Origin of the sequence: Mesorhizobium sp. WSM4935 (assembly GCF_029625735.1) — a bacterium.
Classification (GTDB): domain Bacteria; phylum Pseudomonadota; class Alphaproteobacteria; order Rhizobiales; family Rhizobiaceae; genus Mesorhizobium.
The window spans coordinates 87185-111214 of sequence record NZ_JARTVR010000015.1 but is presented as its reverse complement, the minus strand read 5'-3'; the positions used below and the strand labels follow the sequence as shown (position 1 = coordinate 111214).

Annotated in this window: 27 protein-coding genes; 15 read left to right on the top strand and 12 right to left on the bottom strand. The window is 63.5% G+C overall.

The window, feature by feature from the left end; genetic code table 11:
- Positions 1–94: 94 nt before the first annotated feature.
- From P9273_RS26540 to P9273_RS26525, 4 genes are all read right to left on the bottom strand, one after another.
- Complete coding sequence (locus P9273_RS26540; RefSeq protein WP_278051429.1) at positions 95–262, bottom strand: hypothetical protein; 168 nt, start codon at positions 260–262, stop codon at positions 95–97.
- A 191-nt stretch (positions 263–453) separates the two neighbouring features.
- Complete coding sequence (locus tag P9273_RS26535; RefSeq protein WP_040998748.1) at positions 454–1485, bottom strand: sensor histidine kinase; 1032 nt, start codon at positions 1483–1485, stop codon at positions 454–456.
- 168 nt (positions 1486–1653) lie between these two features.
- Positions 1654–1818, bottom strand: coding sequence for a DUF1328 domain-containing protein (locus P9273_RS26530; RefSeq protein WP_040998746.1), 165 nt, complete (start codon positions 1816–1818; stop codon positions 1654–1656).
- 168 nt (positions 1819–1986) lie between these two features.
- Positions 1987–2781 (bottom strand): response regulator, encoded by a 795-nt coding sequence (locus P9273_RS26525; protein WP_040998744.1) that lies wholly within the window; start codon positions 2779–2781, stop codon positions 1987–1989.
- Positions 2782–3000: 219 nt separating this feature from the next.
- On the opposite strand from P9273_RS26525, the gene P9273_RS26520 reads away from it, so the two are divergent.
- Together P9273_RS26520 and P9273_RS26515 are read left to right on the top strand one after the other, a co-directional pair.
- Complete coding sequence (locus P9273_RS26520) at positions 3001–3204, top strand: NepR family anti-sigma factor (protein ID WP_040998743.1); 204 nt, start codon at positions 3001–3003, stop codon at positions 3202–3204.
- 3 nt (positions 3205–3207) lie between these two features.
- Positions 3208–3759, top strand: a complete 552-nt coding sequence (locus tag P9273_RS26515) for an RNA polymerase sigma factor (protein ID WP_040985057.1) — start codon at positions 3208–3210, stop codon at positions 3757–3759.
- Between the two features lie 34 nt (positions 3760–3793).
- Here P9273_RS26515 and P9273_RS26510 read toward each other — a convergent pair whose 3' ends face one another.
- Positions 3794–4174, bottom strand: a complete 381-nt coding sequence (locus P9273_RS26510) for a response regulator (RefSeq protein ID WP_040998740.1) — start codon at positions 4172–4174, stop codon at positions 3794–3796.
- A gap of 165 nt (positions 4175–4339) precedes the next feature.
- Between P9273_RS26510 and P9273_RS26505 the strand changes: the two genes are divergently transcribed.
- The 4 genes from P9273_RS26505 to P9273_RS26490 all read left to right on the top strand — a co-directional run bounded on the left by P9273_RS26505 (position 4340) and on the right by P9273_RS26490 (position 6395).
- On the top strand, positions 4340–5101 hold the full coding sequence (locus P9273_RS26505; RefSeq protein WP_278051427.1) for a Crp/Fnr family transcriptional regulator: 762 nt from the start codon (positions 4340–4342) through the stop codon (positions 5099–5101).
- A 76-nt stretch (positions 5102–5177) separates the two neighbouring features.
- Positions 5178–5504, top strand: a complete 327-nt coding sequence (locus tag P9273_RS26500; RefSeq protein WP_278051426.1) for a DUF883 family protein — start codon at positions 5178–5180, stop codon at positions 5502–5504.
- 6 nt (positions 5505–5510) lie between these two features.
- Positions 5511–5975, top strand: a complete 465-nt coding sequence (locus tag P9273_RS26495) for a phage holin family protein (protein ID WP_278051425.1) — start codon at positions 5511–5513, stop codon at positions 5973–5975.
- Positions 5976–6173: 198 nt separating this feature from the next.
- Positions 6174–6395: a hypothetical protein gene (locus tag P9273_RS26490; RefSeq protein WP_040998731.1), complete on the top strand. Its 222-nt coding sequence runs from the start codon at positions 6174–6176 to the stop codon at positions 6393–6395.
- A 15-nt stretch (positions 6396–6410) separates the two neighbouring features.
- Here P9273_RS26490 and P9273_RS26485 read toward each other — a convergent pair whose 3' ends face one another.
- Positions 6411–7331 (bottom strand): diacylglycerol/lipid kinase family protein, encoded by a 921-nt coding sequence (locus tag P9273_RS26485; protein WP_278051424.1) that lies wholly within the window; start codon positions 7329–7331, stop codon positions 6411–6413.
- Positions 7332–7576: 245 nt separating this feature from the next.
- Here P9273_RS26485 and P9273_RS26480 point away from each other — a divergent pair, with 245 nt between their 5' ends.
- Positions 7577–8944, top strand: coding sequence for a PRC-barrel domain-containing protein (locus tag P9273_RS26480; protein WP_040998913.1), 1368 nt, complete (start codon positions 7577–7579; stop codon positions 8942–8944).
- Between the two features lie 137 nt (positions 8945–9081).
- On the opposite strand, the gene P9273_RS26475 is transcribed toward P9273_RS26480, so the two are convergent.
- Positions 9082–10623 carry an alkaline phosphatase family protein gene (locus tag P9273_RS26475; RefSeq protein ID WP_278051423.1) on the bottom strand — a complete coding sequence of 514 codons (1542 nt, stop codon included), beginning with the start codon at positions 10621–10623 and terminating at the stop codon, positions 9082–9084.
- Between the two features lie 226 nt (positions 10624–10849).
- Between P9273_RS26475 and P9273_RS26470 the strand changes: the two genes are divergently transcribed.
- From P9273_RS26470 to P9273_RS26455, 4 genes are all read left to right on the top strand, one after another.
- Positions 10850–11782 (top strand): VOC family protein, encoded by a 933-nt coding sequence (locus P9273_RS26470; RefSeq protein ID WP_278051422.1) that lies wholly within the window; start codon positions 10850–10852, stop codon positions 11780–11782.
- 3 nt (positions 11783–11785) lie between these two features.
- A complete protein-coding gene (locus P9273_RS26465; RefSeq protein WP_278051421.1) occupies positions 11786–12424 on the top strand; it encodes an alpha/beta hydrolase in 639 nt (212 codons plus the stop codon).
- On the top strand, positions 12417–12716 hold the full coding sequence (locus P9273_RS26460) for a GNAT family N-acetyltransferase (protein ID WP_040998912.1): 300 nt from the start codon (positions 12417–12419) through the stop codon (positions 12714–12716). The genes P9273_RS26465 and P9273_RS26460 overlap by 8 nt, the downstream gene beginning before the upstream one ends.
- A gap of 136 nt (positions 12717–12852) precedes the next feature.
- Positions 12853–13911, top strand: a complete 1059-nt coding sequence (locus P9273_RS26455) for a dipeptidase (protein ID WP_278051420.1) — start codon at positions 12853–12855, stop codon at positions 13909–13911.
- Positions 13912–14062: 151 nt separating this feature from the next.
- Here P9273_RS26455 and P9273_RS26450 read toward each other — a convergent pair whose 3' ends face one another.
- From P9273_RS26450 to P9273_RS26435, 4 genes are read right to left on the bottom strand one after another with little or no spacing between them, the layout of a single operon-like run.
- The gene (locus P9273_RS26450) at positions 14063–14317 is read right to left on the bottom strand and encodes a hypothetical protein (RefSeq protein ID WP_278051419.1); all 255 of its coding nucleotides are present in this window, start codon (positions 14315–14317) and stop codon (positions 14063–14065) included.
- Position 14318: 1 nt separating this feature from the next.
- On the bottom strand, positions 14319–15557 hold the full coding sequence (locus tag P9273_RS26445) for an aminomethyltransferase family protein (protein WP_278051418.1): 1239 nt from the start codon (positions 15555–15557) through the stop codon (positions 14319–14321).
- Between the two features lie 52 nt (positions 15558–15609).
- Positions 15610–17184, bottom strand: a complete 1575-nt coding sequence (locus P9273_RS26440) for a phytoene desaturase family protein (RefSeq protein ID WP_278051417.1) — start codon at positions 17182–17184, stop codon at positions 15610–15612.
- Positions 17171–18790, bottom strand: coding sequence for a phytoene desaturase family protein (locus P9273_RS26435; protein WP_278051416.1), 1620 nt, complete (start codon positions 18788–18790; stop codon positions 17171–17173). The genes P9273_RS26440 and P9273_RS26435 overlap by 14 nt, the downstream gene beginning before the upstream one ends.
- A 255-nt stretch (positions 18791–19045) precedes the next feature.
- On the opposite strand from P9273_RS26435, the gene P9273_RS26430 reads away from it, so the two are divergent.
- The 4 genes from P9273_RS26430 (at position 19046) to P9273_RS26415 (ending at position 22991) form a co-directional block, all read left to right on the top strand.
- Entirely contained in the window at positions 19046–19840 is a 795-nt protein-coding gene (locus tag P9273_RS26430) for a class I SAM-dependent methyltransferase (RefSeq protein WP_278051415.1), read from the top strand.
- A 6-nt stretch (positions 19841–19846) separates the two neighbouring features.
- Complete coding sequence (gene betI / locus P9273_RS26425; RefSeq protein ID WP_278051414.1) at positions 19847–20533, top strand: transcriptional regulator BetI; 687 nt, start codon at positions 19847–19849, stop codon at positions 20531–20533.
- An 80-nt stretch (positions 20534–20613) separates the two neighbouring features.
- Positions 20614–21696, top strand: coding sequence for an ABC transporter substrate-binding protein (locus P9273_RS26420; RefSeq protein ID WP_278051413.1), 1083 nt, complete (start codon positions 20614–20616; stop codon positions 21694–21696).
- Positions 21693–22991, top strand: coding sequence for a flavin monoamine oxidase family protein (locus P9273_RS26415; RefSeq protein ID WP_278051412.1), 1299 nt, complete (start codon positions 21693–21695; stop codon positions 22989–22991). Before P9273_RS26420 ends, P9273_RS26415 begins: the two co-directional genes overlap by 4 nt.
- Here P9273_RS26415 and P9273_RS26410 read toward each other — a convergent pair.
- Positions 22955–24028: an ABC transporter ATP-binding protein gene (locus P9273_RS26410; protein ID WP_278051457.1), complete on the bottom strand. Its 1074-nt coding sequence runs from the start codon at positions 24026–24028 to the stop codon at positions 22955–22957. The two genes, P9273_RS26415 and P9273_RS26410, sit on opposite strands and share 37 nt — an antisense overlap.
- Between the last annotated feature and the right edge of the window lie 2 nt (positions 24029–24030).

The following is a 24030-nucleotide window of genomic DNA, read 5'->3' as shown; positions in this document are numbered from 1 at the left end:
GCAGACAACGATTGTCGGCGAACGAAAGTTCCGGGCCCGGAGCGTCGAACGGATTACAGGCGACGCTGCAAAGTTTTACTTGATCCCGCACGGGTCAGAACAATTGCCAGGCTGCGGTCAACGCCATGGCGGCCAGAAGCGCGATCGCGCTCAGGCGGAGCGGAAGATGCGACGATCGCGGCACCGGCGGCGGCTCGGCATCCTGGAAGCCGCTCATCGAGACGCGGGCGGCCTGCTCCAGCCTGTTCATGTCGGCGATCATCGTGTTGTCAGTCTCCCAGGTCGCGGTGGGGCGCGGATGGGTCCGGCGCATCTAGCCGGGAGCACAGGATCGGACTTTATGGTGAACAGCCGGTTAAAGACCATTGCCGGCAAGGCTCCGTTTTGCCGTAATTCACACGGAAACCACTACGCACTTTTCCTGGACTTGCTCTCGCGCCATCGGCGGCACGATCAATCCGTCTCGAAATTCCCATGCGGGACGGTGAGGCGGTATTCCATGCGGTCTTTGCCGATTTCCAGGGTCGCGGAGCCATTCAGCGACATCGGCACGACGCGTTCCAGCGCCACGCTGCCGAAGCGCTTCTCATTGCGCGTCGCGTCGCCGATCGCCTCGGTCCAGGTCAGCAAAAGGTTGGGCGGGGTTCCGTTTTCGGGATCAAGCCTGGCGCGCACTTCGACATGGCCGTCCGGCCGGGACAATGCGCCGTAGCTCACCGAATTCACAGCCAGCTCATGAATCGCCAGGCCGATATGCAGGGCGGCGTTGGGATTGAGATAAGGATTTTCGCCTGTGAACCGCAGGCTTTTGGCCAGATCACCGCTGTAGCGGCCGACCTGGCCGGACACGAGCTCCCGCAGCGCGGCTCCGCGCCAGTTGGAGGATGTGACCAGATCCTGCGAGGAAGCAAGCGATTGCAGCCGGCCGCGGAACCGCGCCAGGAAGTCGCCAAGCGTCTCCGTATAGCGCCCCGTCTGCGTGGCGATGCTCTGGATGATGGCCAGGAGATTTTTCGATCGATGACTGACTTCGCGCAGCAATGCCTTCAGCGTCTGCTCGCGGCGTTTCTGCTCCGTCGTCTCCACCATCGTCGTGACGACGCCGAGGACGTCGCCGGCTTCCCCGCGGTCGGCGTCGATCCAAAGCTGGAACCACCGGACGCCCTGGCTTCCCGGAATGCTGAGCTCGAGCTGATCCGCGTTGCCGGATTCGATCACCCTGAGTTTGGCGGCTTCTATTCGCTCGGCCTGCGCGGGCGAAAGCAAATCCTTTCCGTCGGCCGTTTCGGACGCCCAGGGCGCGCTCATGTTACGCGCCCAGACCGTCTTCATCTGCCGGTCCTGGTAGAGAACCGAGATCCCGGCATTGTGGAGGGCATGAAGCAAAGCCCGCCCCAACTGCATCCCGCTTTCCGAGGGATGCATCGCGATCACTTCGCCGTTCTGCTTTTTACCCCTGTCTTTCGTGGGACCCTCGGAAGGCATCGGAAATTATCCCGCGCTCGGTCTTTGAACGGATCAATTTGCAAGTGGTTCCGCGAGTTACCGCAACCGCAGGGCTCTCCAAAAAACGGTCCGCCGGACGGTGCTCTTTCGAGGCGCCGTCCGGCGGGGGCTGGAAACCGTTTGAGGGGTGCGGCTTCCAGTGTTGCGTCAGGCTCTCCTAATGAGACCGGCGATGAGCGAAATCACCAGGAAGGCGAGAAAGACAAAGAACAGAATCTGCGCGATGCCCGCCGATGTACCGGCGATGCCGCCGAACCCAAGCGCGCCGGCGATGATCGCAACTACGAGAAATACGAGCGCCCAGTACAGCATGATGCGTCTCCTTCTTCTGTCGGGGAAAGAACGTGGCTCGGTGTGGTTTGTTCCACCATTTGCCGAAAAAGACGATCCCCCTGGAAGGCTTTTCAAATCGGAAACAGGCAGTCGTCACGCGTGGCAAAAAAACTCGCGTGGCGCTCCAAGAGATTGGGTCCCGCCGGTTCAGGCGGCGGCTTTGGCCTGGCGGTCGAAGAACAGGGCCTGGCTGATCAAAGCCTTGACCATGTCGGGATTGAAGGGCTTTGTGACCAGAAAGGCCGGCTCCGGTCGCTCGCCGGTCAGCAGCCGTTCCGGGAAGGCGGTGATGAAGATCACCGGCACCGGCGTCGAGGATAAAATTTCGTTGACGGCTTCGATGCCCGAGCTGCCGTCGGCGAGCTGGATGTCGGCCAAGACCATTTTCGGCCGCGTCTTGCCGAACAGGGCCACGGCCTCGGCATGCGTGCGCGCCGTACCCACCACGCGGTGGCCGAGACTTTCGACCATCTCCTCGATATCCATGGCGATCAGAGGCTCATCCTCGATGATCAGCACGTCGGTCGCCACCTGGCGGGAAATCTCGTTGCTCGCCTGGGCAAGCAACTCCGAGAACTCTTCCTCGTCGACATCGAGGATCTCCGCTGCCTCATCCTCGCTGAAGCCCTCGACGGCAACCAGAAGAAAAGCCTGCCGGGGACGGGGGGCGAGCGCATTCAGATTGGCCGCGGCCCGCTGCTCCCAGGCGGTCTGTGCCTGTTCCTGCGGCACGCGGATGGCTACCGAGGTGAACAATCTGGCGAAAACCTTGTAGAGCGCGATGCGGTCGCTCGAGGCTTCAGGGAAGATATCGGTGTCGGCGATGATGGCTTCCAGCATCGCGGCGACCAGCGCGTCACCGCTCTCCTGCGATCCCGATACCGCCCGCGAGAAGCGGCGCAGGAACGGGAGATGCGGAGCGATGGTAGCTGACAAACTCATTATTGACGTCTCCCTCAGATGACGTTGGAGGTTCAAGGCCACACTGATTGCAAGCCCCGCGACGTCAAACGCCGGCTTCCGGAAAAAGTTCCGCCAACCGTGGAACTAAATTAGGAAGCAAGCGTTTCGGGGGTTCGGGATGGGCAACCAGACGAGGGTTCCGCTTGCGTTGTGGTTTGCAGTCGAAGAGCGGCTCGGGTGCTGGAAATTAGGGCTATTATGAAAGAAATGTCAAAAAAGCAGATGGCCGATGCCGCAAGCAGGCATCGGAACGGGGACGGCAATCCGTTGGGGGCAAACTCGGAAATCGCGCGCAAGCTCAAGCAGTATTATGACGAGCTGGTCTCGGACCAGGTGCCGGACCGCTTCGCTCAGTTGCTCAGCCAGCTGGAACAGGCCGAACCCGCCCAGAAAAAGGACTGAGGCATGGCGGCGGTATCCCAGAGCTTCAAGACCGAGCTGCTCGGCGCCATCCCGAGTCTGCGCGCTTTCGCCGTGTCGCTGACGCAGAATGCCGACCGAGCCGACGACCTCGTCCAGGAAACGCTGGTCAAGGCGTGGGACAAGCATGAAAGCTTCCAGCCGGGCACCAATCTCAAGGCATGGCTGTTCACCATTCTGCGCAACGAATTCTATTCGCAGATGCGCAAGCGCGGCCGCGAAGTGCAGGACAGCGACGGCATCATGACCGCCCGGCTTGCCGTCCATCCCGCCCAGCACGGCCAGCTCGACCTCAAGGATTTCCGCGGCGCGCTCGAGCAACTGCCCGAGGACCAGCGCGAAGCCATCATCCTGATCGGCGCTTCAGGCTTCTCCTATGAAGAAGCCGCCGAGATCTGCGGCTGCGCGGTCGGCACGATCAAGAGCCGCGTCAGCCGGGCGCGCGCCAGGCTGCAGGAGATCCTCAAGATTTCAGGAGAGGACGAGTTCGGGCCCGACGCGATCTCGGCGCAGGTCACAGGTTCGAACGCGGCTTGAGCCGACCCTTGCCTTGCCGATTGCAAGGATGGCGTCAGGCCCCCTTTGCGCGGCCACAGGCCATGGCCACGGCTTCGATCAGATCATCGCCCGAGTAGGGCTTGGTGACCAGCTGGATGTCCGGGAACGCGTCCTTGACCTCGTCCGAATCCGAATAGCCGGAGGCAAATACGAAGGGTATGCCCTCGCGGCGCAGACGGGCGGCGAAATCCAGGGTCGAAACGTCGCCGAGCATCAGGTCGACCACCGCCGCGTCGAAGCGCGCGGGCAGCGCCTCTCCATCGATCTCGCCGAGCTCGCGCACGATCGTCACATCCGCCGCGCCGTGGTCGCGGCAAAGCTGCTCGACGTCCATCGCGATCAGGAACTCGTCTTCCAGGACGAGGATACGCAGTCCGTCAAGCAGTTCTGGCACTTATCGGTGTCTCCTCGGCAGGGCCGCACTCATGCGCGGAATTCATCGCCATGTCATTTAAAAAAGACGTGGCTAAAAAGACAGGGGCCTTAGCCTCGCGGAACCCTTGACGGTCTCGAGCGTTTCTTTGCGCCTGTATGGGCAGGGTTTCGAAGAGGGGTCGAAATGTCCGGTCTAGTCGCACATCCGGGTGCGAGTCGCCAATATCCTTGCGAAGCGTGCCCATTGCGGCCATTGCCTGCCTTTCGCGCATTTGAAAAGCAGGAGCTGGCGTTCGTAAGCGCTTTCAAGCGCGGAGAACTCGCGGTCGACAAGGGGGCGACAGTTCTGGTGGAAGGCAGCCACAGCGCGCATCTCTACACCATTCTGTCGGGCTGGGCGTTCCGTTACAAGCTCTTGCCCGACGGACGCCGGCAGATCCTCAATTACTCCATGCCTGGCGATCTCATCGGCCTGCAGGGAAGCCTGATGGGCGAGATGCAGCATTCCGTCGAAGCCTTGTCACCGATGCTGCTGTGCCTCTTCGAGCGCGAACAGCTGCAGGAACTCTATCGTAACCATCCTGGCCTTGCCTATGACATCACCTGGATCGCGTCGCGCGAGGAACGCATGCTGGATGAGAACCTGCTCAGCATCGGTCGCCGCACCGCGCTTGAACGGGCGGCCTACCTCATCGCCTTCATCGCCAGTCGTGCGCGCGCCGCCGGACTGAACGGCAAGACATCGGTGGGGATTCCGATCACGCAACAGCACATCGCCGACACGCTCGGTCTTTCGCTTGTCCATACCAACAAGACCATCCGCAAGCTGATGGACCGCAAGCTCGTCATGTGGCGAGACGGTGGCTGCGAAGTGATCGACTATGACGGACTGAAGAAGCTTGCCCGCTGGGAGGGGCTGGGCGAGGAGTGCAGGCCGCTGATCTAGGCCGCCTCGAGCCATTGGATCGGGAACTTTGACGCAGAACGAACGTTGAAATCCAAGCAAACGCAAGGAGTTAGAGATGGCAACCGGCGCAGGCAAATCCGCAACCGATCAAGCGACCACCGCCGACCTGGAAGCTGATATCGAGCAGCTGAAAGCGGATATCCGGAATCTGACGGAGCAACTCGCCAAGACCGGTCAACACGGTTATGGCGCGGCCCGTCGCGTTGCCGCGGACAGCGTCGAACAATTGCGCGCGCAAGGCGAAGCTGCCTTAGAGAGCGTGCGGGGCAGCGCCGAGGACATCGAAGCGCAGTTGATCGCCAAAGTACGCGAGAAGCCGGTGACATCGCTGGCGGTCGCAGCGGGTGTCGGCTTTCTCTTCGCCCTGCTTTCCCGCCGCTAGCCTCAGATGGGGGCGCTTGTCTCGCTGATCTCGGCCCTTGCCTCGGGCGAGGCAATGGCCGCTTTGCAAAGAGCGCGGATGACGGCAATCCTTTACGGACTTGCCGCCATTTTTGCGCTGTGCGGTGTCGGCTTTCTCATCGGCGCCGTCTATATCTGGCTGGCGGCGCGCTATGGACCGCTGGCGACCAGCCTCGGCTTCGGCATAGGGTTCCTGGTGATTGCCGGGCTCATCCTTGTCGTTCATAAGCTGACCAAGAACATGCGCAGCAGGCGGCGCGCGCGGCGGCGGCAGGCCGACATGACCGCGCTGGGCGTCACCGCGGCACTTGCCTTGCTTCCGGCGCTGGCCAAGAGCAAGGGCGGATTGGGAGCCGTCATCGCTCCGGCCCTGGCGGTCGTCGCCTATGCCATCTATCGCGAGAACGCCAAGCCCAAGCCGCGCGAATCGGACCCGGAAGACATGCATTAGGCCTGTCGACAGGCCGGTGTCCGCTTTCAGCATCTGCCTTGACGGTCTGCTCGCCAGCTTCAAACGCATGCTCTGGCCTCATTCGGCCAATGATCGCGAAAAGCGATGCCACGCGGTCGGGAACCTTCACGCAAAGGACCCGTTACCCGACGGTGCCGTGCCTGAAATGCCCGCCGCCGCGTAACATGGAGGCCAATCATGACCAAGACCGTTCCTGAAGACAAAGCCCGTCAGGGACATTGGGGCTGGCACGCTTTGAGGATACTCATCGCCGGCCTGTTGCTGGTGTTCATTGCGTGGGGTGCGGTGGAGATTTACGGGGAATTGATAAAGTCGCCGGATTCTGGCGCGCAGCATGTACCGCAGCCGCCCGGCACCGAGCAGGGTCCCGCTCCCGCCCAACCGACCTCGCAACCCTGAAGAAGCGCTTTCCGTTCAAGCCGCCTTTGCGCTGACGCCGCGCGACGGAACTAGGACGTTCAGAGCGCCGGGGTGAATTTGGATCGTTGTCTCACGCGCCACCTGGATCAACTCGCCGTCCATGACGGCGCGGACCTTTTTGATCGGAGAGTGGATTTTCAGCACCGCCCTGGCAGCCTGATGCACCTCGACATGCGCGCTCTGGCGCCATCTGCCGCGCAGCATGTCCAGCAAAAGCTTTGCCAGATGATGACGACGGCGCGCGACGCTGACATAGATGCCCAGCACGCCGCCGGCCGGATTGTCGGCATAGGGCAGGTGGCCTTCGCCGAACAGGTTGTTGGAAATGCCGATGCCGGTCGTGCGGGTGACGATCTCCGCCTTGCCGACGCTCAGGCTCACTTTGAGCGCCGGCGGGTTCTTGATCGCCTCCCATGCGGCGCGCACGGAGGCTTGCATCTTGCCAAGGCGCGAGCCGAAATCCATTTTTTCGCGCAACTGAACCATCTTGGCATGCATGCCGACAGAGAACTGATGCACGAAAGGCTGGCCGTTGGCGCTGGCCATATCGACGGCGATCACCTCGCCATCGGCAAAGGATCGCAACGCCCCTTCCAAAGTCTGCGGAATACCCAGCCCGCGCGCGAAGAGGTTCATCGTGCCAGCTGGCAGGATGGCTAGGGCCTTCTTCTTATTCATGAGAAGGGACGCCGCGGTGGAAATCGTGCCGTCGCCGCCTCCGGCAAGGACGACATCGATATCGTGCCTGGCGATTGCCTTTTCCAGGGCCTCGGCGAGGTCGCAGCCGGCGACGATGTCGAGCTCGACCGAATGCCCCGCTGCTTCGAGTATCCGACGCAGCTCTTCGGAGAATGCTTCAATGTCGATGGTGCGGAGCGTGCCGCCGTCCTGGTTCAGCACCGCAGCAAACCGCATACACCACTCCGCATTAGCCTCAGGTCACTTTGAGCCGGGCAGACCCCTCAGCCGCAGGCTGAAACGAGATGCGGCCGCAAAAGGTTCCGCCGCGAGCTTAGGCCCCGGCGAGCGCGAACGTGGTGTGGTTGGAACAACACCCCGGTCACAACGTTGTGACCATGTCGACACTGCCGCTCCAGACCCGCCGTTCGGCGGCTGGTCGACATGCGGCATGCACAAATCAGGCACGAGGAGAGACTATGATGATCCGCACTCTTTTTGCGACCACCGCGATCGCGACGCTGCTCGCGACCGGGGCTTTGGCACAGACGACGCCCGCCCCGGCCCAACCGGCCCCGGCAGCCGAAAGCACAGCTCCGGTTCCGCGCGCCGAAGGCGCGCTGATGACCAACATCATAGGCGAATCCGTCTATAATGGCACCGGCGACGACGCCCAGGATATCGGCAAAGTCGATGATGTGGTCTTCGATTCCAGCGGCAATGCCAAATCCGCCATTATCGGGGTTGGCGGGTTCCTAGGCGTCGGCAAGAAGGACGTCGCTTTTGACTACAGCAAGCTGGAATGGGCCGAGAAGAACGGCGACCGCTGGCTCGTAGCGAAGACGACCAAAGACGAGCTGAACGCGCAGGCGGCCTTCGATCGCAAGGCCTATGATCCGGCCCCGGCGCAAACGACCGATGCCACGCAGCCTGCGACCACCGACACCGGAACGGCGCAGGCGCCCGCGCAGCCGGCCCAGCCGGTTAAGAAGGCCGAAGGCAATCTCGCCACCAACATCATGGGCGAGTCGGTCTATAACGGCACCGCCGACGACGCCCAAAAGATCGGCGACGTCAACGACATCGTTCTTGCCAAGGACGGCAAGGCTGAATCCCTCGTGATCGGCGTCGGAGGCTTCCTCGGCATTGGCGAGAAGAATGTTACCTTCGACTTCGCCAAGGCCAAATGGGCAGAAAAGAATGGCGATCGCTGGTTGATCGCCGAAACGACGAAGGAAGAGCTGCAGGCCCAGCCGGACTTCAACCGCAAGGCTTACGATCCGGCGCCGGCCGCAGCCACCGCGGCTTCGAACAATGCTCCGGCGACGACCACTCCCGCCGTGGCCTCGTCCGATACCACGGCCGATAAGGAGGCCAAACCAGCTCAGCCGGCCCAGACGACGGCCGAGAACAAGCCTGCGGCGCCGGCTGCAAATACGACGGCTGAGAACAAGCCGGCCGATACCGGCACAGCCGCCACCGATACGACCAAGACAGCCTCGATCGACAAGTCGACGCTGACCGAGATGCCGATGGGCAACATGCGCGTCGACGACCTCAAGGGCACGACGGTTTATGGCGCCAACGATGCCGAGATCGGTTCGATCGGCGACGTCGTGCTGACGCCGGACAACAAGCCCGACGCGGTCATCGTCGATGTCGGCGGCTTCCTCGGCATCGGCGCCAAGGAAGTGGCGATCGGCATGGACAAGCTCAAATTCATGACCGACAAGAATGGTAAGAAATATCTCTACACCAACTTCACCAAGGAACAGCTGCAGGCGCAGACGGCATATGACAAGAGCAGCTATGCCGCCAACCGCGACCAGCAGCGGATGATGTTGAAGTAAAGTAATGAGTAGGCAGTAGGCAGTAGGCGAAAGAGGAGTTGGCAAACCACAAGGCGTCGGGGATATTCTACTGCCTACTGCCTACTGCCTACTGCCTACTGCCTACTGCCTACTGCCTACTGCCTACTGCCTACTGCCTACTGCCTACTCACGTACCCGACCACGCCATCTTCCGTCAGCTCCGCCAAGGCCAGAGACTGGTCGAGGTGAGCGGCGCGCCAGGCGAGCATCTTTTCCGCGAGCTCCAGCCGTACCGGCAGATAGGCCGGATCGTTTGCCACGTTGTTCAGCTCTCCGGGGTCTTTCGACAGGTGGAACAGAAGCGGCGGCAGGCCGCCGCCAAAATGGACATATTTGAAGTCCGCCGTGCGGATGGCCGCAAGGTTGCAGGCGCGCGATTCGATACCGAAATGGCGTTCGGCCTCGCCTTCGGCGACCGTGCGGAAATCGAACTCCCAATGCGCGGCATCGCGCCAGCTCTCCGGCTCCTTGCGGTCGATCCAGGGCGCGAGCGAGCGGCCGTCGAGATGGAGCTGCGGCGCTGCGCCGATCAGGTCGAGCAAGGTCGGGAAGATATCGACGGCCTCGGTGAAGCGATCGACGGATAGGCCGGCTGTCGCTTTCCGCCGCGGATCGCGGATGATCAGCGGAATGTGGTAGCTGGCGTCGAAGAAGCCGCCTTTGCCGAGCATGAAATGATCGCCCATCATCTCGGCGTGATCGGAGGTCAGCACGATGATGGTGTCCTTCCAGGCGCCCGCCGACTTGATCGCTTGCCAGACGCGGCCGAGCTGGGCGTCGACCTCGGAGATCATGCCGTAATAGATCGCGCGGATGCGGCGGAAGTTCTCCTCGCTCCACTCCGCCACCTTGCCCTCGATGCCGGGGACGAATTTCGTCCGCTTCTGACCGGCGAGATCGTAGGCGAGATAGGGATGGCTTCCGGCTTCGGCTTGCGGATTTGCCGCGCGCCTGAAGGCGGGACCTGCAGCCGGATCGTACATGCTGTTGTAGGGTTCGGGCACGATGAAGGGTGGGTGGGGGCTGATGAAGGAAATATGCGCGAACCATGGCGCGCCCTCCTCCTGCTCGCCAAGCCAGCGAATAAATTCGCCGGCGAGGAAAGCGCTCGGGGTCTGGTCCTTGGAGTAGACCGGCGGCGCATTCGTCACGCCGCCTTGGTCCTGGCCGCTGGCCGGACGGTGGATGCCGGGACTTCCGGCGCCCGTGTCGACGCCTTGTGCCCGCAGCCATGACAGCCACTGCTTCTGATGCTCGGGCAGGGCCTGGCGCACGGTGAAGCCCGGCAGCACGCCCTCATAGCTGCGCAGGCTAGGATCTCCAGCCGCAAGCCGGCGCGGGTCGAGCGAGACATCGGTATAGCCGAACAGGGTCGGGTCGTAGCCCGCCGCGCGCGCAGAAAGCGCGATATTGCCGTGGCGCACATCGAGCGGCGTGCCGTTGCGGCAGACGCGATTGTTCATCTGATAGAGCCCGGTATAGAGGCAGGCGCGAGCAGGAGAACAAGGTGCGGCCCCGCCATAGTGGCGGCGGAAAAGCACACCTTCTGCGGCGAGCGCGTCCACATTCGGCGTCTTCACCACCGGATGGCCGGCGGCCGACAGGCAATCGCCACGCCATTGGTCGCAGGTGATGAGGAGAACATTCGGGCGGCTCATCGGATTGTCCAAGATCGTCTCCCTTGTGGAAGCGCTCAGATGGAATGGAAATCACCGGCATTGCAAGCCTATGTCGGTGATGGTCTGGTGAACATATTTCGAACGGCCGTTCACTTTTATGACACAGTCCATTCTGTGTTTGCCCGCTTTGCCGTCGGCTCGCCCATCTTCATATTGGCGTGGACAGCGGCGAGGGCCGCACAAGAACAAGGGAAGGAGCACGCTCATGCTCAATCAGATCCAGGGGCTGCATCACGTCACCTCGATGGCGAGCGACGCACGCCACAACAATGAGTTCTTCACGAAGAAGCTCGGCCTGCGCCGGGTCAAGAAGACCGTCAATTTCGACGCGCCGGACGTCTATCATCTCTATTATGCAGACGAGGTCGGCACGCCGGGTTCGGTGATGACCTATTTCCCGTTCCCCGATATCGCCAAGGGCAGACACGGCGTCGGCGAGGTCGGCACGACGGTGTTCTCGGTACCGGAAGGCACGCTGGCCTATTGGGAAAAGCGCTTCGCCGACGAAGGCGTGGGCAATGTTGCCCGCACCGAAAGCTTCGGCGAAAAGCGGCTCACCTTTACCGGCCCGGACGGCGACAGTTTTGCCCTTGTCGAGGACAAGGCCGACAGCAGAGCGCCCTGGGTCAAGGGCGGCGTTCCCGCGGACGAGGCGATCCGCGGCTTTCACTCGGTCTCGCTGCGGCTGAAGGATGGCGGCGCCACCGAGGAACTGCTGAAGTTCATGGGCTATGAGGAGGTCGACAAGTCCGGCAATATCCGCCGGCTGGCGATCAAGAACGGCAATGGCGCCGATGTCGTCGACATCGAATCGCTGCCCACTGCCGGCTTCGCCAATCTCGGCGCCGGCTCGGTGCACCATGTCGCCTTCGCGGTCGAGGATCGCGCCAAGCAGCTCGAAGTGCGCAAGGCGCTGGTCGACACGGGCTATGGCGTGACGCCGGTCATCGACCGCGACTATTTCTGGGCGATCTATTTCCGCACGCCGGGCGGCGTGCTGTTCGAGGTGGCCACCAACGAGCCAGGCTTCAACCGCGACGAGGATACCGCGCACCTCGGCGAGGCACTGAAGCTGCCGACGCAGCATCAGCATCTGAGGCCTTACCTCGAAGAGCACCTGCAGAAGCTGGAAGACTGAGCCATGAGCAAGGACGCTTACATCCACAAGGTGCTGCCCGGTTCGCCGGGCGGCCCACTGCTCTTCGTCTTCCACGGCACCGGCGCGGACGAGAACCAGCTTCTCGGTTTCGGCCGTGAGTTATTGCCCGGCGCGACGGTCGTTTCGCCGCGCGGCGATGTGTCGGAGCACGGTGCCCCGCGCTTCTTCCGCCGCACCGGCGAGGGCGTCTACGACATGGACGACCTGGCGCGCGCGACATCGAAGATGGCGGGATTCGCCAAGGCCCATGTCGAAGCGGCGAAACCTTCGGCGGTGTTCGGCCTCGGCTACTCCAACGGCGCCAACATCCTGGCTTCGGTCGTGTTTGCCGAGCCCGGCCTGTTCGACGCCACGGCGTTGATGCATCCACTGATCCCGTTCGAACCCAATGTCCAGGGCAGCCTTGCCGGCCGCCGCATCCTGATCACGGCCGGCAGGCACGATCCGATCTGTCCGCCCAATTTGACATCGCGGCTCGAGGCCTATTTGCGCGCCGACGGCGCCGATGTCACAGTGGAATGGCATGACGGCGGGCATGAGGTTCGGCCGAACGAAAATGAAGCGGTGCGGCGGCTTTTCGCGCCGGCGCCCGTTGCCGAAGGAGGCGAACAAAATGGCTGACCAACTGCCCGAGATCGAACTGGAGGACCACGGTTCCAAGGGGCGCTATGTGCTGCGTGGCCCTGGCGGCGCCGAGGCCGAGATGACCTTCACCAAGATCGGCGAGCACCAGCTGATCATCGACCATACCGAGGTGCCGGACGTCTTTCGCGGCCAGGGCGCCGGGCTTCGGCTCGTCACCCGCGCGGTCGAGGATGCGCGCGCCGCCGGCAAGAAAATCATCCCGCTCTGCCCCTTCGCCAACGCCCAGTTCCGCCGCCACCCGGAATGGGCTGATGTGCTGAAGCAGTAGTGTCGTCTTTCCCTTCTCACCACAAGGGGAAGGGAAGCTTTGGCATTTGCACGGCCCGGTCATCTTGCCTAAGTTGACGGTTCGCTTCGGACGAAACCTGTCGTCCCGCCCGTCACCGATTTGAATGGCTTCCCCGATGACCGATACCGACCTGATCCCCGTTTTCGACGGACATAACGACACGCTGCTTCGGCTCTACCAGTCGAAGGAAGCCGATGTCGAAAAGCTGTTCGTCGAGGGGACGCCGGGCGGGCATATCGACCTGCCGCGCGCCAGGAAGGGGGGCTTTGTCGGCGGCATGTTCGCTATCTTTCCGCCACCGGTCGAAAAGTCGAAGCGCAGCGCGGTGCCGCCGGCACCGAGCGACAACGAGCCGCTGCCGCCGGAGCTGCCGCAGGCCGAGGCGATCACCTCGACCATCGGCATGGCTTCGATCCTGTTTAGGCTGGAGCGCGCTGGCGCGCTCACCGTCTGCCGCAGCGCCGGCGATGTGCGCGATGCGATGGCGAAGGGCTCGATCGCGGCCGTGTTCCATATCGAAGGCGTCGAGGCGATCGACCCCGGGCTTGCCATGCTCGACGTGCTGCATGCCGCCGGCCTGCGTTCGCTGGGCATCGTCTGGAGCCGTCCCAACGCCTTCGGCAATGGCGTGCCGTTCCGCTTTCCGTCCTCGCCCGACACCGGGCCGGGCCTCACCGATGCCGGCAAGGCGCTGATCAAGGTCTGCAACCAGCTCAGGATCATGATCGACCTGTCGCATCTCAACGAGAAGGGTTTTCGCGATGTCGCGGGCTTGAGCGACGCGCCGCTGGTCGCGACCCATTCGAACGTGCATGCGATCTGCGGTCATTCGCGCAACCTGACCGACTGGCAGCTCGGCGCGATCCGCGAGTCGGGCGGCATGGTCGGCCTCAACTTCGCCACCGGCTTCCTGCGCGAGGATGGCCGCATGAATGCCGACACCGGCCTCGACATCATGGTGCGCCACATCGATTCGCTCTTACAGGCGCTTGGCGAGGACGGTGTCGGCCTTGGCTCCGATTTCGACGGCGCCATGATCCCGGCCGTCATCGGCGACGTCGCCGGCCTGCCCAAGCTGATCGACGCGCTCGCGGCGCGTGGTTTCGGGCGCACGCTGATCGAGAAGATCGCCTATCGGAATTGGCTGAGCGTGCTTGAAAGAACGATAGGTTGAGACCCTGTCGATATTCGGGTGATGCCGGCCTGCAAACAGCGGCTCTCTGCGCTTCCGGTGCACGTGCTTTAAGTACGCTCCGCTTCGGTTCTCGAGAGCCACTGTTTTCCACTCGGCCTGACCTGAATCTCGGCAGGGTCTTAGTGCGCGATCAGCCGTAGCCCATGCGCTTCAGCCAGTCCTTGCCGACGCCGCGGTCGCGGATGATCGACAGAGGGTCCTCGTGGTCGAGCCGGGCGCAGATGCGATAGACCTCGAGCGTCTCGGCATTCATCTCGCCGCGTTTGAAGAAGAACATGGCCGCCGCGTAGCGGGTGCGGCCGGACCACATCTCGCCGAGCGGCGTGTTGACGAGCCGCCATTGCTCGGCGGCTTCCGCCTCCAGGTCTTCCGCCTCGCTTGTCATGTCAGAAATCCGCTGGCGGGTTGGCTGTGCGGCGGTCGAGCTTGATGAAGGGCCGCGGCACCACCTTAGCCTTCTTCATCAGCTTCTGGTACTGCAGCTCGCGCCTGGCGTAAATCTCGACCCAGAGGTCGTCGACGATCGTGTCGCCATAGGGTCGCTGCAGCGAGGCGAGAGCTATGTTGCGCTTGGCCATGGGCGACCACATCGCCGCGCTCACCAGCCCGACCTCCTGGCTCTTCTTGTAGTAGACGATGGCATGCTCGGCCGGGATGTTGCCTTCGATCTCCAGCCCGACCAGCACGTGGCGCAGCTTCTTTTTCGACCGGGCTTCGAGGATGGCGCGGCGGCCGTTGAAATGTCCCTTGTCGGGATCGATCATGAAGCCGAGGCCGATCTCGTCGGGCATGCGCAGGCGGTCGGCCCGGATGGCGTGCTCGGACGTGGTGAAGTCGGCATTGGCGACGATCAGCCCAGCTTCCAGCCGGGCGCGGTTCAGCGCCGTATAGCCGATGGCGCGGATGCCGCGCAGCTCGCCCGCCGCCATCAGCCGGTCCCACAGGCTCAGCGCCTTGTCCGCCGGCACGAACAATTCGTAGCCGAGATCACCGGTGAAGCCGGTGCGGGAAATCGTGACGGTTCCGCCGTCATGCGCGAATTCGGCGAGGTCGAAGACCTTCAGCCGCTCGACGCCGGCAAAGCCCGCGTCGCGCAGGACGGCGAAGGACGTCGGGCCTTGCAGCGCCAGGCCGGCGACCGCTTCGGTTTCTTCCGCTACGCTCACCTCATAGCCGATCGCGCTGTCCAGCAGCCAGGGCAGATGCCGCTCCTGCGAGCACAGCCGGAAGCGGGTCGGCGAGAGCCGGAACAACGTGCCGTCGTCGAGCACGAAGCCCTCATCGTCGCACCAGGCGGTGTAATGGACGCGGCCGGGTTTAAGCCTGGTCACGTCGCGCAGCGTGAGGCGGTCGAGATAGGCCTCGGCGTCCGGCCCCTCGATCCGGTACTTGGTCATCGGCGAGATGTCGAAGAGTGCTGCCTGGCTGCGGATGGCGAAATATTCCAGCTCCTCGTCCCACAGCGAATGCGGTGCGCGGTAGCCGGCCCAATTGTACCAATCCTGCTTCAGTCCCAGCGCGTCGATGCGCGGCTGGAAGGGTGTGCCGGGCCTGAGCGTGCGGAAATGCGATTGGGCGAGGGCGCGGGCGTCGGTTGACGGCTTTATGGTGGGATGATGGTTCATGACGGCGTTCCTTCGCCGTAGAGCGCTGCGTTTGTGAATAGCGAAATCATCCTCATGCCCTCATCGCGATGATGCGGCGTGCGGCGTTGAGGCCGGGCGCGCCGGAGATACCGCCGCCCGGATGCGAGCCGGCGCCGGCAAGGAACAGACCTTCGAGCGGCGTGTGGTAGCCCGACCAGCCGGAGACCGGCCGCGACATCAGCATCTGGTCGGCTTGCAATTCACCGTGGTGCCAGTGGCCGCCGGGCATGCGGTAGCGCGCCTCGATGTCGGCGGGCGTCAAAAGCTCGGCGTGGCGGACCGTTGCGCCGATCCCCGGCGCATGGGCTTCGAGCTGCGCCATAACCGCCCCGAGGAAGCGCGGCTTGCCGGCGGTCCAGCCCTCTCTCAGCGCATAGGGCGCGTATTGCACCACCGCCGACAGCACGCAGGCGCCGGAGGGCGCGAGCGATGGATCGACGAGGCTGGGCAGCGTGATCTCCATCACCGGCTCGGGCGAGAACTCGCCATATTTCGACGGGTTGAAAGCGCGCTCGACATGGTCAGGCGAAGGGGCGATGACGAGGCGGCCCTTGTGGCCGGCTGTATCGAGGCCGGTGAATTGCGGCGGCCGGTCGAGCGCAAGATGGAGCTTGGCCGCATCGCCTTTCATACGGATATTCTTCACCTTGCGCACGAAGCCGGTATCGACCTCGCGCGGTCCGACGAGATCGAGGATCGTGGTCGCCGGGTTGATGGCGGAAACGACGGTTCTGGCGCGCAGCGTCTCGCCGCTCTGCGTGACGACACCGGCGGCGCGGCCTTTCTCGACGATGACCCTGGCGACCGGCGATGCCGGGCGTATCGAAACGCCGGCTTTTTCCGCCGCCGCGCGGATGGCGGCGACGACGGCGCCCATGCCGCCTTTCGGCTGCATCTGCGCCCCTGCAAGACCGCCGATCTCGCCGGCAAGCCGATAGTAGAGGCCAAGCAGCGAGGTCGGCGAACGCGGCCCAAGATGCGAGCCGAGCGTCGCGTCGAAGGCGAGCAGGCCCTTCAGCCGGTCGTCCGAAAGCTGCTCGTCGAGCAGGTCGTAGACGTTCATCAGAAGAACGCGCAGGAAATCGCGCATGTCTTCCTTGCCGAGCCGCTTCAGCGCCAGCGCGGTCTGGCCAAGCCCCATCATCTCGGCGAGCGAGATGTTGCCGAGGTCCGGCGGCCGGCGCGACAGGAAAGGTTTCAAGACGCCGGCATAGCGCAGCAGCTGCGCGCGAAGCTCCTTCCAGGCGGACTGTTCAGATGCGCTGGCGCCCGTCAGCACCTCGCCATAGGCGCCGTGCAGCACCAGCGGACCGTCCTTCGACAGCGCCACCGACGGCACGAAATCGCCGCGCTCGATCCTCAGCCCGTGATGTTCCAGCTCCAGCGTCTTCACCACATCGGGATGAAGGCGGTTGAGCAGATGGGCGACAGCGGAAACGCGAAAGCCCGGCGCGAACTCCTCGGTTCGCGCGGCGCCACCGATTTCGTTGCCGGCCTCGAGCAGCAGCACCTTGCGGCCGGACTTGGCCAGCGTCGCGGCGGCGACAAGGCCGTTATGGCCGCCGCCGATGACGATGGTGTCCCAGTTCAGATCAGATGACGTCATGGGCCGGGCTCATATGCAAGATTGGCTTGGCGAGGTCGCGCAGGATCTCGGCGGCGGCGTTGCGCCCCGGCGCGCCCATCACCCCGCCGCCCGGATGGGTGGAGGAGCCGCACATATAGAGCCCGCCGACCGGCGAGCGGTATTGCGCGTAGCCCGGCACCGGGCGGTTGAAGAGCAACTGGTCGAAGGTGAGCTCGCCCTGGAAGATGTTGCCTTCGGTCAGGCCGACCTCGGCCTCGATCTCGCGCGGCGTGCGCACCTCCATGTGGACGATGCGGTCGCGGAAGCCGGGCGAATATTGCGCGATCTGGGAAATCACGCTTTCGGCGAAGCCGTCGCGGTCGGCGTCCGTCCAGTCGCGGCCATTTATCTTGGGCGGCGCATATTGCACGAAGCAGCTCATGAAGTGCTTGCCGGGAGGCGCCATGGTCGGGTCGAGCGTGGTCGGGATCACCATGTCGAGGAAGGGATCGGCCGACCTGCGCCCGGCCTTCCAATCGTCATAGGCGCGCTCCATGCGTTCGATGGAATCAGTGAAGTGCATGTCGGCGCGGTAGACCGATGAGTCCTTGGGCAGAGCCGGGAATTCGGGGAGCGAATCCAGCGCGATGTTGACCTTGCCGGACGAGCCGCGGATTTTGAAATTCCTGACGCGCCTCAGGAAGATGTCGGGCAGTTCCTTCGCCTCGACCAGCTTTAGGAAGGTGCGCCTGACGTCGGCGTTGGAGATGACGAGCTTGCCGTAGATCTCCTCGCCGCCGGCGAGCACCACGCCTTTGGCCTTGCCGTTCCCGATCAGCACATGATCGACCTCGGCGCCGGTGCGGATGGTGCCGCCTGAAGCTTTGAAGGAGGAGGCCAGCGCCTTGGTGATGGTGCCCATGCCGCCGCGCGCGTAACCCCAGGCACCGGCCGAGCCGTCGACCTCCCCCATATAATGATGCAGCAGCACATAGGCCGTCCCGGGCGACATCGGGCCGAGCGCCGTGCCGATGATGCCGGAAAGCGCGAAGTTGGCCTTGATGACGTCGGTCTCGAAATATTCGTCGAGGAAGTCCGAGATCGACATCGTCCAGAAGCGCAAGGTCAGCGCCATTTCTTCGGCGGTGAGACCGGTAAACTTCTTGCCGAGATAGAGCAGCTCGCCGAGGTCGCGCGGCCTGAAGCTGGTCGGGTCGGGCGCGGTGCGCATCAGGAGCGGCTGAATGAAGCGGCACTGCCTCGTGACGTCGCGCGAATAGCGGTCATAGGCTTCGGCGTCGCGCTTCGAAAAACGGGCGAACTCGCGGCGATGCGCGTCGTGATCGCGGTAGTTGGCGAGATAGTCGCCGTCGCGCGTGAACACCGCGCCGCCTTCATAGGAGATCACCTGCAGGCCGAAGCGGGGCAGTTCCAGGTCGCGCATGATCTCGGGCCGGAACAGCGAGCAGACATAGGAGCAGTTGGAATAGAGGAAGCCCGGGGTCAGCTCGCGGCTGGTGGCGGCGCCGCCTACCCAGTCGTTCTTCTCGACCACCAGCACGTCCAGTCCGGCGCGCTGCAGATAACAGGCGTTGACCAGGCCGTTATGGCCGCCGCCGATGACGATCGCGTCCCATGCCTTCATGCGCGCAGAACCTCCATCCGGTTGCCCTATCTTCTTGTTTTTAGCAATTCCGGGACGGAAACCGCTTCACGCTTTTCCTGGAATTGCCCGGTGCGTTTTGTTCCCTGATTGCCCGAATTTGACATGGATCACAGTTTTTTGTCCAGTCATTTTGAATGAATGTTCAACAAATGATGTTGCGTTTTCCTGTTGATGCGCTAGGCTTTGTCTTGATTTCTGGACTGGCCCACATCGGCATTTGGGGTTGAAGATCCGATGATCGAAACGGCTGACGCCGAGCCGGAATATGACGACACCGCCATCCGCTTCCTCGAAGCGCTGTGGGGCGAGGGCTATCTGTCGCCGGGCGGTCCGGACGAGGTCGACCGCGTGGTCGAAGGCCTCTCGCTCAGGGGCAAGACGATCCTCGATGTCGGCTGTGGCGCCGGCGGCGTCACGCTGCATCTGGCGGCAGCGCATGGCGCGGCTCGAGCCACCGGCTTCGACGTCGAAAAGCCGGTGATCGAGGCGGCGAGGCGAGGGGCGATCAGGCACGGCCTCGATGACCGCGTCTGCTTCGTCCAGGCGCCGCCGGGGCCATTGCCTTTCGCGGACGCTTCCTTCGACGTCGTCTTCTCCAAGGACGCGCTGCTGCATGTGCCGGACAAGGACGCGCTGTTCGCCGAGATCTTTCGTGTACTGAAGCCGGGCGGGGTGTTTGCCGCGTCGAACTGGATGATCGGGCATGACGGCGAGCCGTCGCCTCAGATGAAGGCCTATATCGCGGCCGAAGGGCTCTCCTTCGCCATGGCCTCACCGGCGCGCTATGCCGAGGCGATGCGGCGCGCCGGCTTTAACGATATTACGGTGCGCGACCGCAACCCATGGTATCGGGAGGTCGCGCGCCAAGAGCTTTCGCGGCTCAAGGGGCCGCTCTACGCGCAGGCCGTGGCAGCGGTCGGTGCGGCCTATGTCGACAAGAACATCAAGACCTGGGAGGCGATGCAGAAGGTGCTTGACAGTGGCGAGCACCGCCCCACTCATCTGCGCGGTTGGAAGCCGGTCGGATAGCCGGCGATGCTGGAGACCGTCACACCCATGAAGACTGCAGAGGCGAGCGATGCTCTCCCCGAAACGGCGCGAAAGGGCGATGCCGACAAGCGCGGCCGCAAGGCTTCGAAAGAGGTCAGGCAGCTGCAGCTGATCGAGGCGACGATCGATTCACTTGCCAAGCGCGGCTATGCCGAAACGACGATGGCTGACGTGGCCGACGGCGCGGGCCTGTCGCGCGGCATCGTCAACTTCCATTTCGAGAGCAAGGAAAAGCTGCTCATCGCCACGCTGCAGCATATGTATGACGAGTACTCGGCGCATTGGCGCACCGCCCTGCAGAAGGCGGGCGACGATCCGGCGCGACAGCTGCAGCAGCTGGTGTGGGCCGATTTCGACCGCTCGATCTGCAACAAGCGCAAGCTCGCCGCTTGGCTCGCCTTCTGGGGCGAGGCCAAGTCGCGGCCGACCTACCAGGCGCTGAGCAGCTCGCGCGACGCCTATTACCAGCAGGTCTTCATCGATCTTTGCACGACGCTCAAAGAGAGCGGCGGCTACACCTACGACCCTCAGGCCATCGCCCTGGCGCTCAGCGCCATGCTCGAGGGCCTGTGGCTGCGGCTGATGATGGGAACCGAGGACACCACGCGAGAGACCGCATTGCAGGCCGCGAATGCGTTTTTGGCCGCCGCCTTCCCCAAACACTATGGTTAGCGAGAACTGGGGCTAGCAAAAGCCGGGATTAGCAACAGCCGGCCAACAAGACCGGCAAAAACAAAAGAGGATGGAACAGCATGAGGAAATTCAGCCGACGCCTGACACTGACCTTGGCGCTTGGGAGCGCGATCGTGGCTTCGGCGGCCGCGTTCGCCGTCGCCGCCGACAAGGACCTGATCGTGTTCGACTGGTCCGGCTACGAGGATCCGAGCTTCCATGGCAAATATGTCGAGAAGAACGGCGATTCGCCGACCTTCGCCTTCTTCGGCGACGAGGACGAGGCGTTCGAAAAGATCCGCTCCGGCTTCAAATCCGATCTCGGCCATCCCTGCTCGCAGAGCGTCGTGAAGTGGCGTGAGGCGGGGCTGCTGCAGCCGCTCGACACCTCGAAGATCACCGGCTGGAAGGACCTCAATCCCGGCATCATGGCGATGAAGGATCTCGCCACGACGTCCGATGGCAAGGCCTGGTTCATGCCCTGGGACTGGGGCGATACCCAGCTCACCTACAATTCCGATAAGATCGCCGAAAAGGACGTCCAGTCGCTGAAAGCATTCGCCGATCCGAAATATAAGGGCAGGGTTTCGATCGGCGACAATGTCGACGACGCCTATGCTCTGGCCAGCCTCGCCATCGGGCTCAAGGATTGGACCAAGATGACGGACGACCAGTTCAAGCAGGCATCCGATTTCCTGCGCCAGGTGCACAAGAATGTGCGTTCCTACTGGACCGACACCACCGATATCGTGCAACTGCTCAGCGGCGGCGAAGTCGACCTCGCCTGGGCCTGGAACGACGCGACGGTGCAGTCCGTCAAGGCCGGTGTGCCGATCAAATCCAAGAAGGACACCGACGAGGGCATGTCGACCTGGGTCTGCGGTTACGTGCTGTTCAAGGACGCGCCGGGCAACATCGACAAGGCCTATGACTATCTCAACGCCGTCAACGATCCCGAGGTCGCCAAGACGCTGGTCAAGGACTGGGGCTACGGCCAGGCCAATGCCAAGGGCATGGCCGGCGTCGACCCGGCGATCCTGAAGGAAAAGGGCTACGACAGTGTGGAAAAGTGGGTCGACAAGACGCTGTTCCAGCAGCCGCTGCCTTCGGAGCTGAAGTTGAAGATGATCGCCGAGTTCGAGAAGATCAAGGCCGGCTATTGAAGAGCAGCGTTGAAAGAACCGACGTCGTCATCGTCGGCGCCGGCTTTACCGGGTTATGCGCCGCGCTCGACCTTCAGCGCGCCGGCGTCGATTTCCTTGTCCTTGAGGCACGCGATCGCGTCGGCGGCAGGGTGGAGGCTGTCCGCAATGGGCTCGGCGAGCGTATCGACAGCGGCGGCCAGTTTCTATGTGTGGACATGCCCGAAGTGATGGCGCTGGCCAAGGCCTACGGCAAGAGCTTTGTCGAGACCTATGTCGAGGGCGAATTCATCACCTATCCGTCAATGACGCCGGCGCGGGCGGAGCGGACCTATCATGTCTCGCTGGCGATCCGCGAGCGCATGAACCGGATTAATCCGGACGACCCGGCGATTGCCGGGTTGACCGTCGCCGACTGGCTGGAACGCCAGCACGATGAGCCCGATGCCAAGGCCGCTTTCCGCTCGCTGGTCGAGGGTCTGTGGTGCCTGGCGGCGGACAAGGTGCCGCTCTGGTACCTGATCGACAATGATCGCCGCATCACCAACGAGGTGTTCGAGCTGCAGTATTTTCTGGGCGATACCATGCAATCGCTGGCCGACGATCTTGCCGCCGAGCTCGGCGACCGGCTGCGCCTGAACGAAGCGGTGACGCGTGTCGAGCGCGCCCCGCAAGGCGTTCGCGTCAGCACCGGCGCGACCACGATCGAAGCGCGCGAGGTCCTGATCGCACTGCCGCCGGCGACGGCCGCGAAGCTCAGTTTCGCGCCGGCTTTGCCGGCGGAACTCGGAAGCGCGCTCGGCGTCTGGAAAAGCGGCGCGGTGATCAAGATCCTGGTGCGCTACGCAACGCCGTTCTGGCGCGAACGAGGCCTGTGCGGCATGGTGATGTGGCGCGATCAGGCGGGGCTGTTTGCCTGCGACGCCAGCAAGGATATCGACCATGCCGCGCTTGTGGTCTTTGTCGGCGGGCCGCTCGCATTGCGCTGGCATCCGCTCGGCGAGGCGGCATTGCAGGCGGAAATCACCGCGAGGCTCGTCCAGGCACTCGGCCCGCAGGCCGCCGACATCGTCGATTTCAGCGCGCGCGACTGGACGCATGACCGCTGGAGCGGCGGCGCCTATAGCGACCTCATTGTCGATGTGACGGCGCGCGATGCCGAGCGCGTGATCCTCGCCGGCGCGCCGCCGGTCTATTTCGCCGCTTCGGAAATGTCGCCGTCTTTCCCGGGTTATGTCGAGGGCGCGATCGTCGCCGGCCGCATCGCTGCCGCAAAGATTCAGTCGGCCATCGCCACCAGCGCCTCGGGGTCGTAGGCGAGGCGGATCGGCGCGCCGACCGGAATGTCGTCGGCGCCGAAATCGTTGGTCTCGGTCACGGAGAGCGGCTTTTCGAGCCCTGGTATCTCGACGATCAGATGCGTGATCTCGCCGAAATAGTGGCGCTCGACGACCTTGCCGGCGACCTCGAATTTGGCCGTCGCATTGTCCCACAAAACGCGCAGGCGCTCGGGCCGGATGCCAAGCGTCGCCGCGCCGCCATTGCGCACGAAAGCCTTCGGCTTGTCGGTCCTGACGCGGCCGAAGCCAAGCGTGTCGAGCACCAGCGAAGTGCCATTCTCCTCGACGATTTCGGCCTTGACGAAATTCATGCCGCCGAGGAAATCGGCGACTTGGCGGTTGACCGGGCGCTGGTAGATTTCCTTCGGCGAGGCGACCTGCGCGATGCGGCCGCCGAACATCACCGCAATGCGGTCCGACATCGCCAGAGCCTCGTACTGGTCGTGCGTGACCAGCACGAAGGTGATGCCGACGGCCTGCTGCAGGCGGCGCAACTCGACCTGCATCTGCTCGCGCAGCTTTTTGTCGAGCGCCGAGAGCGGCTCGTCGAGCAGCAGCACCTTGGGCCGCATAACCAGCGCCCGGGCTAGAGCCACGCGTTGGCGCTGGCCGCCGGAAAGCTCCGTGGCGCGGCGCTTGCCGAGGCCGGTGAGTGAGACCTGCACCAGCGCTTCCTCGACGCGGCGCCTCTCCTCGCCGGCGTCGAGCTTCAGCCGCTTCAGCCCATAGGCGACATTCTGCTCCACATTGAGATGCGGAAAGATCGCATAGCTCTGGAAGACCATGTTGGTCGGCCGACGGTTGGCGGGGATGCCGTCCATCGGCTGGCCGTCGACGGCGATGGAGCCGCTGGTCGGCGCGTCGAAGCCGGCGATCATGCGCAACAGCGTAGTCTTGCCGCAGCCGGAAGGCCCGAGCAGCGAGAAGAATTCGCCCTCACGGATCGCCAGCGAGGCGTTGTCCAGCGCCTTGAACGATCCGTAGCTGCGGGTGACGTCGCGGATCTCGATGATGG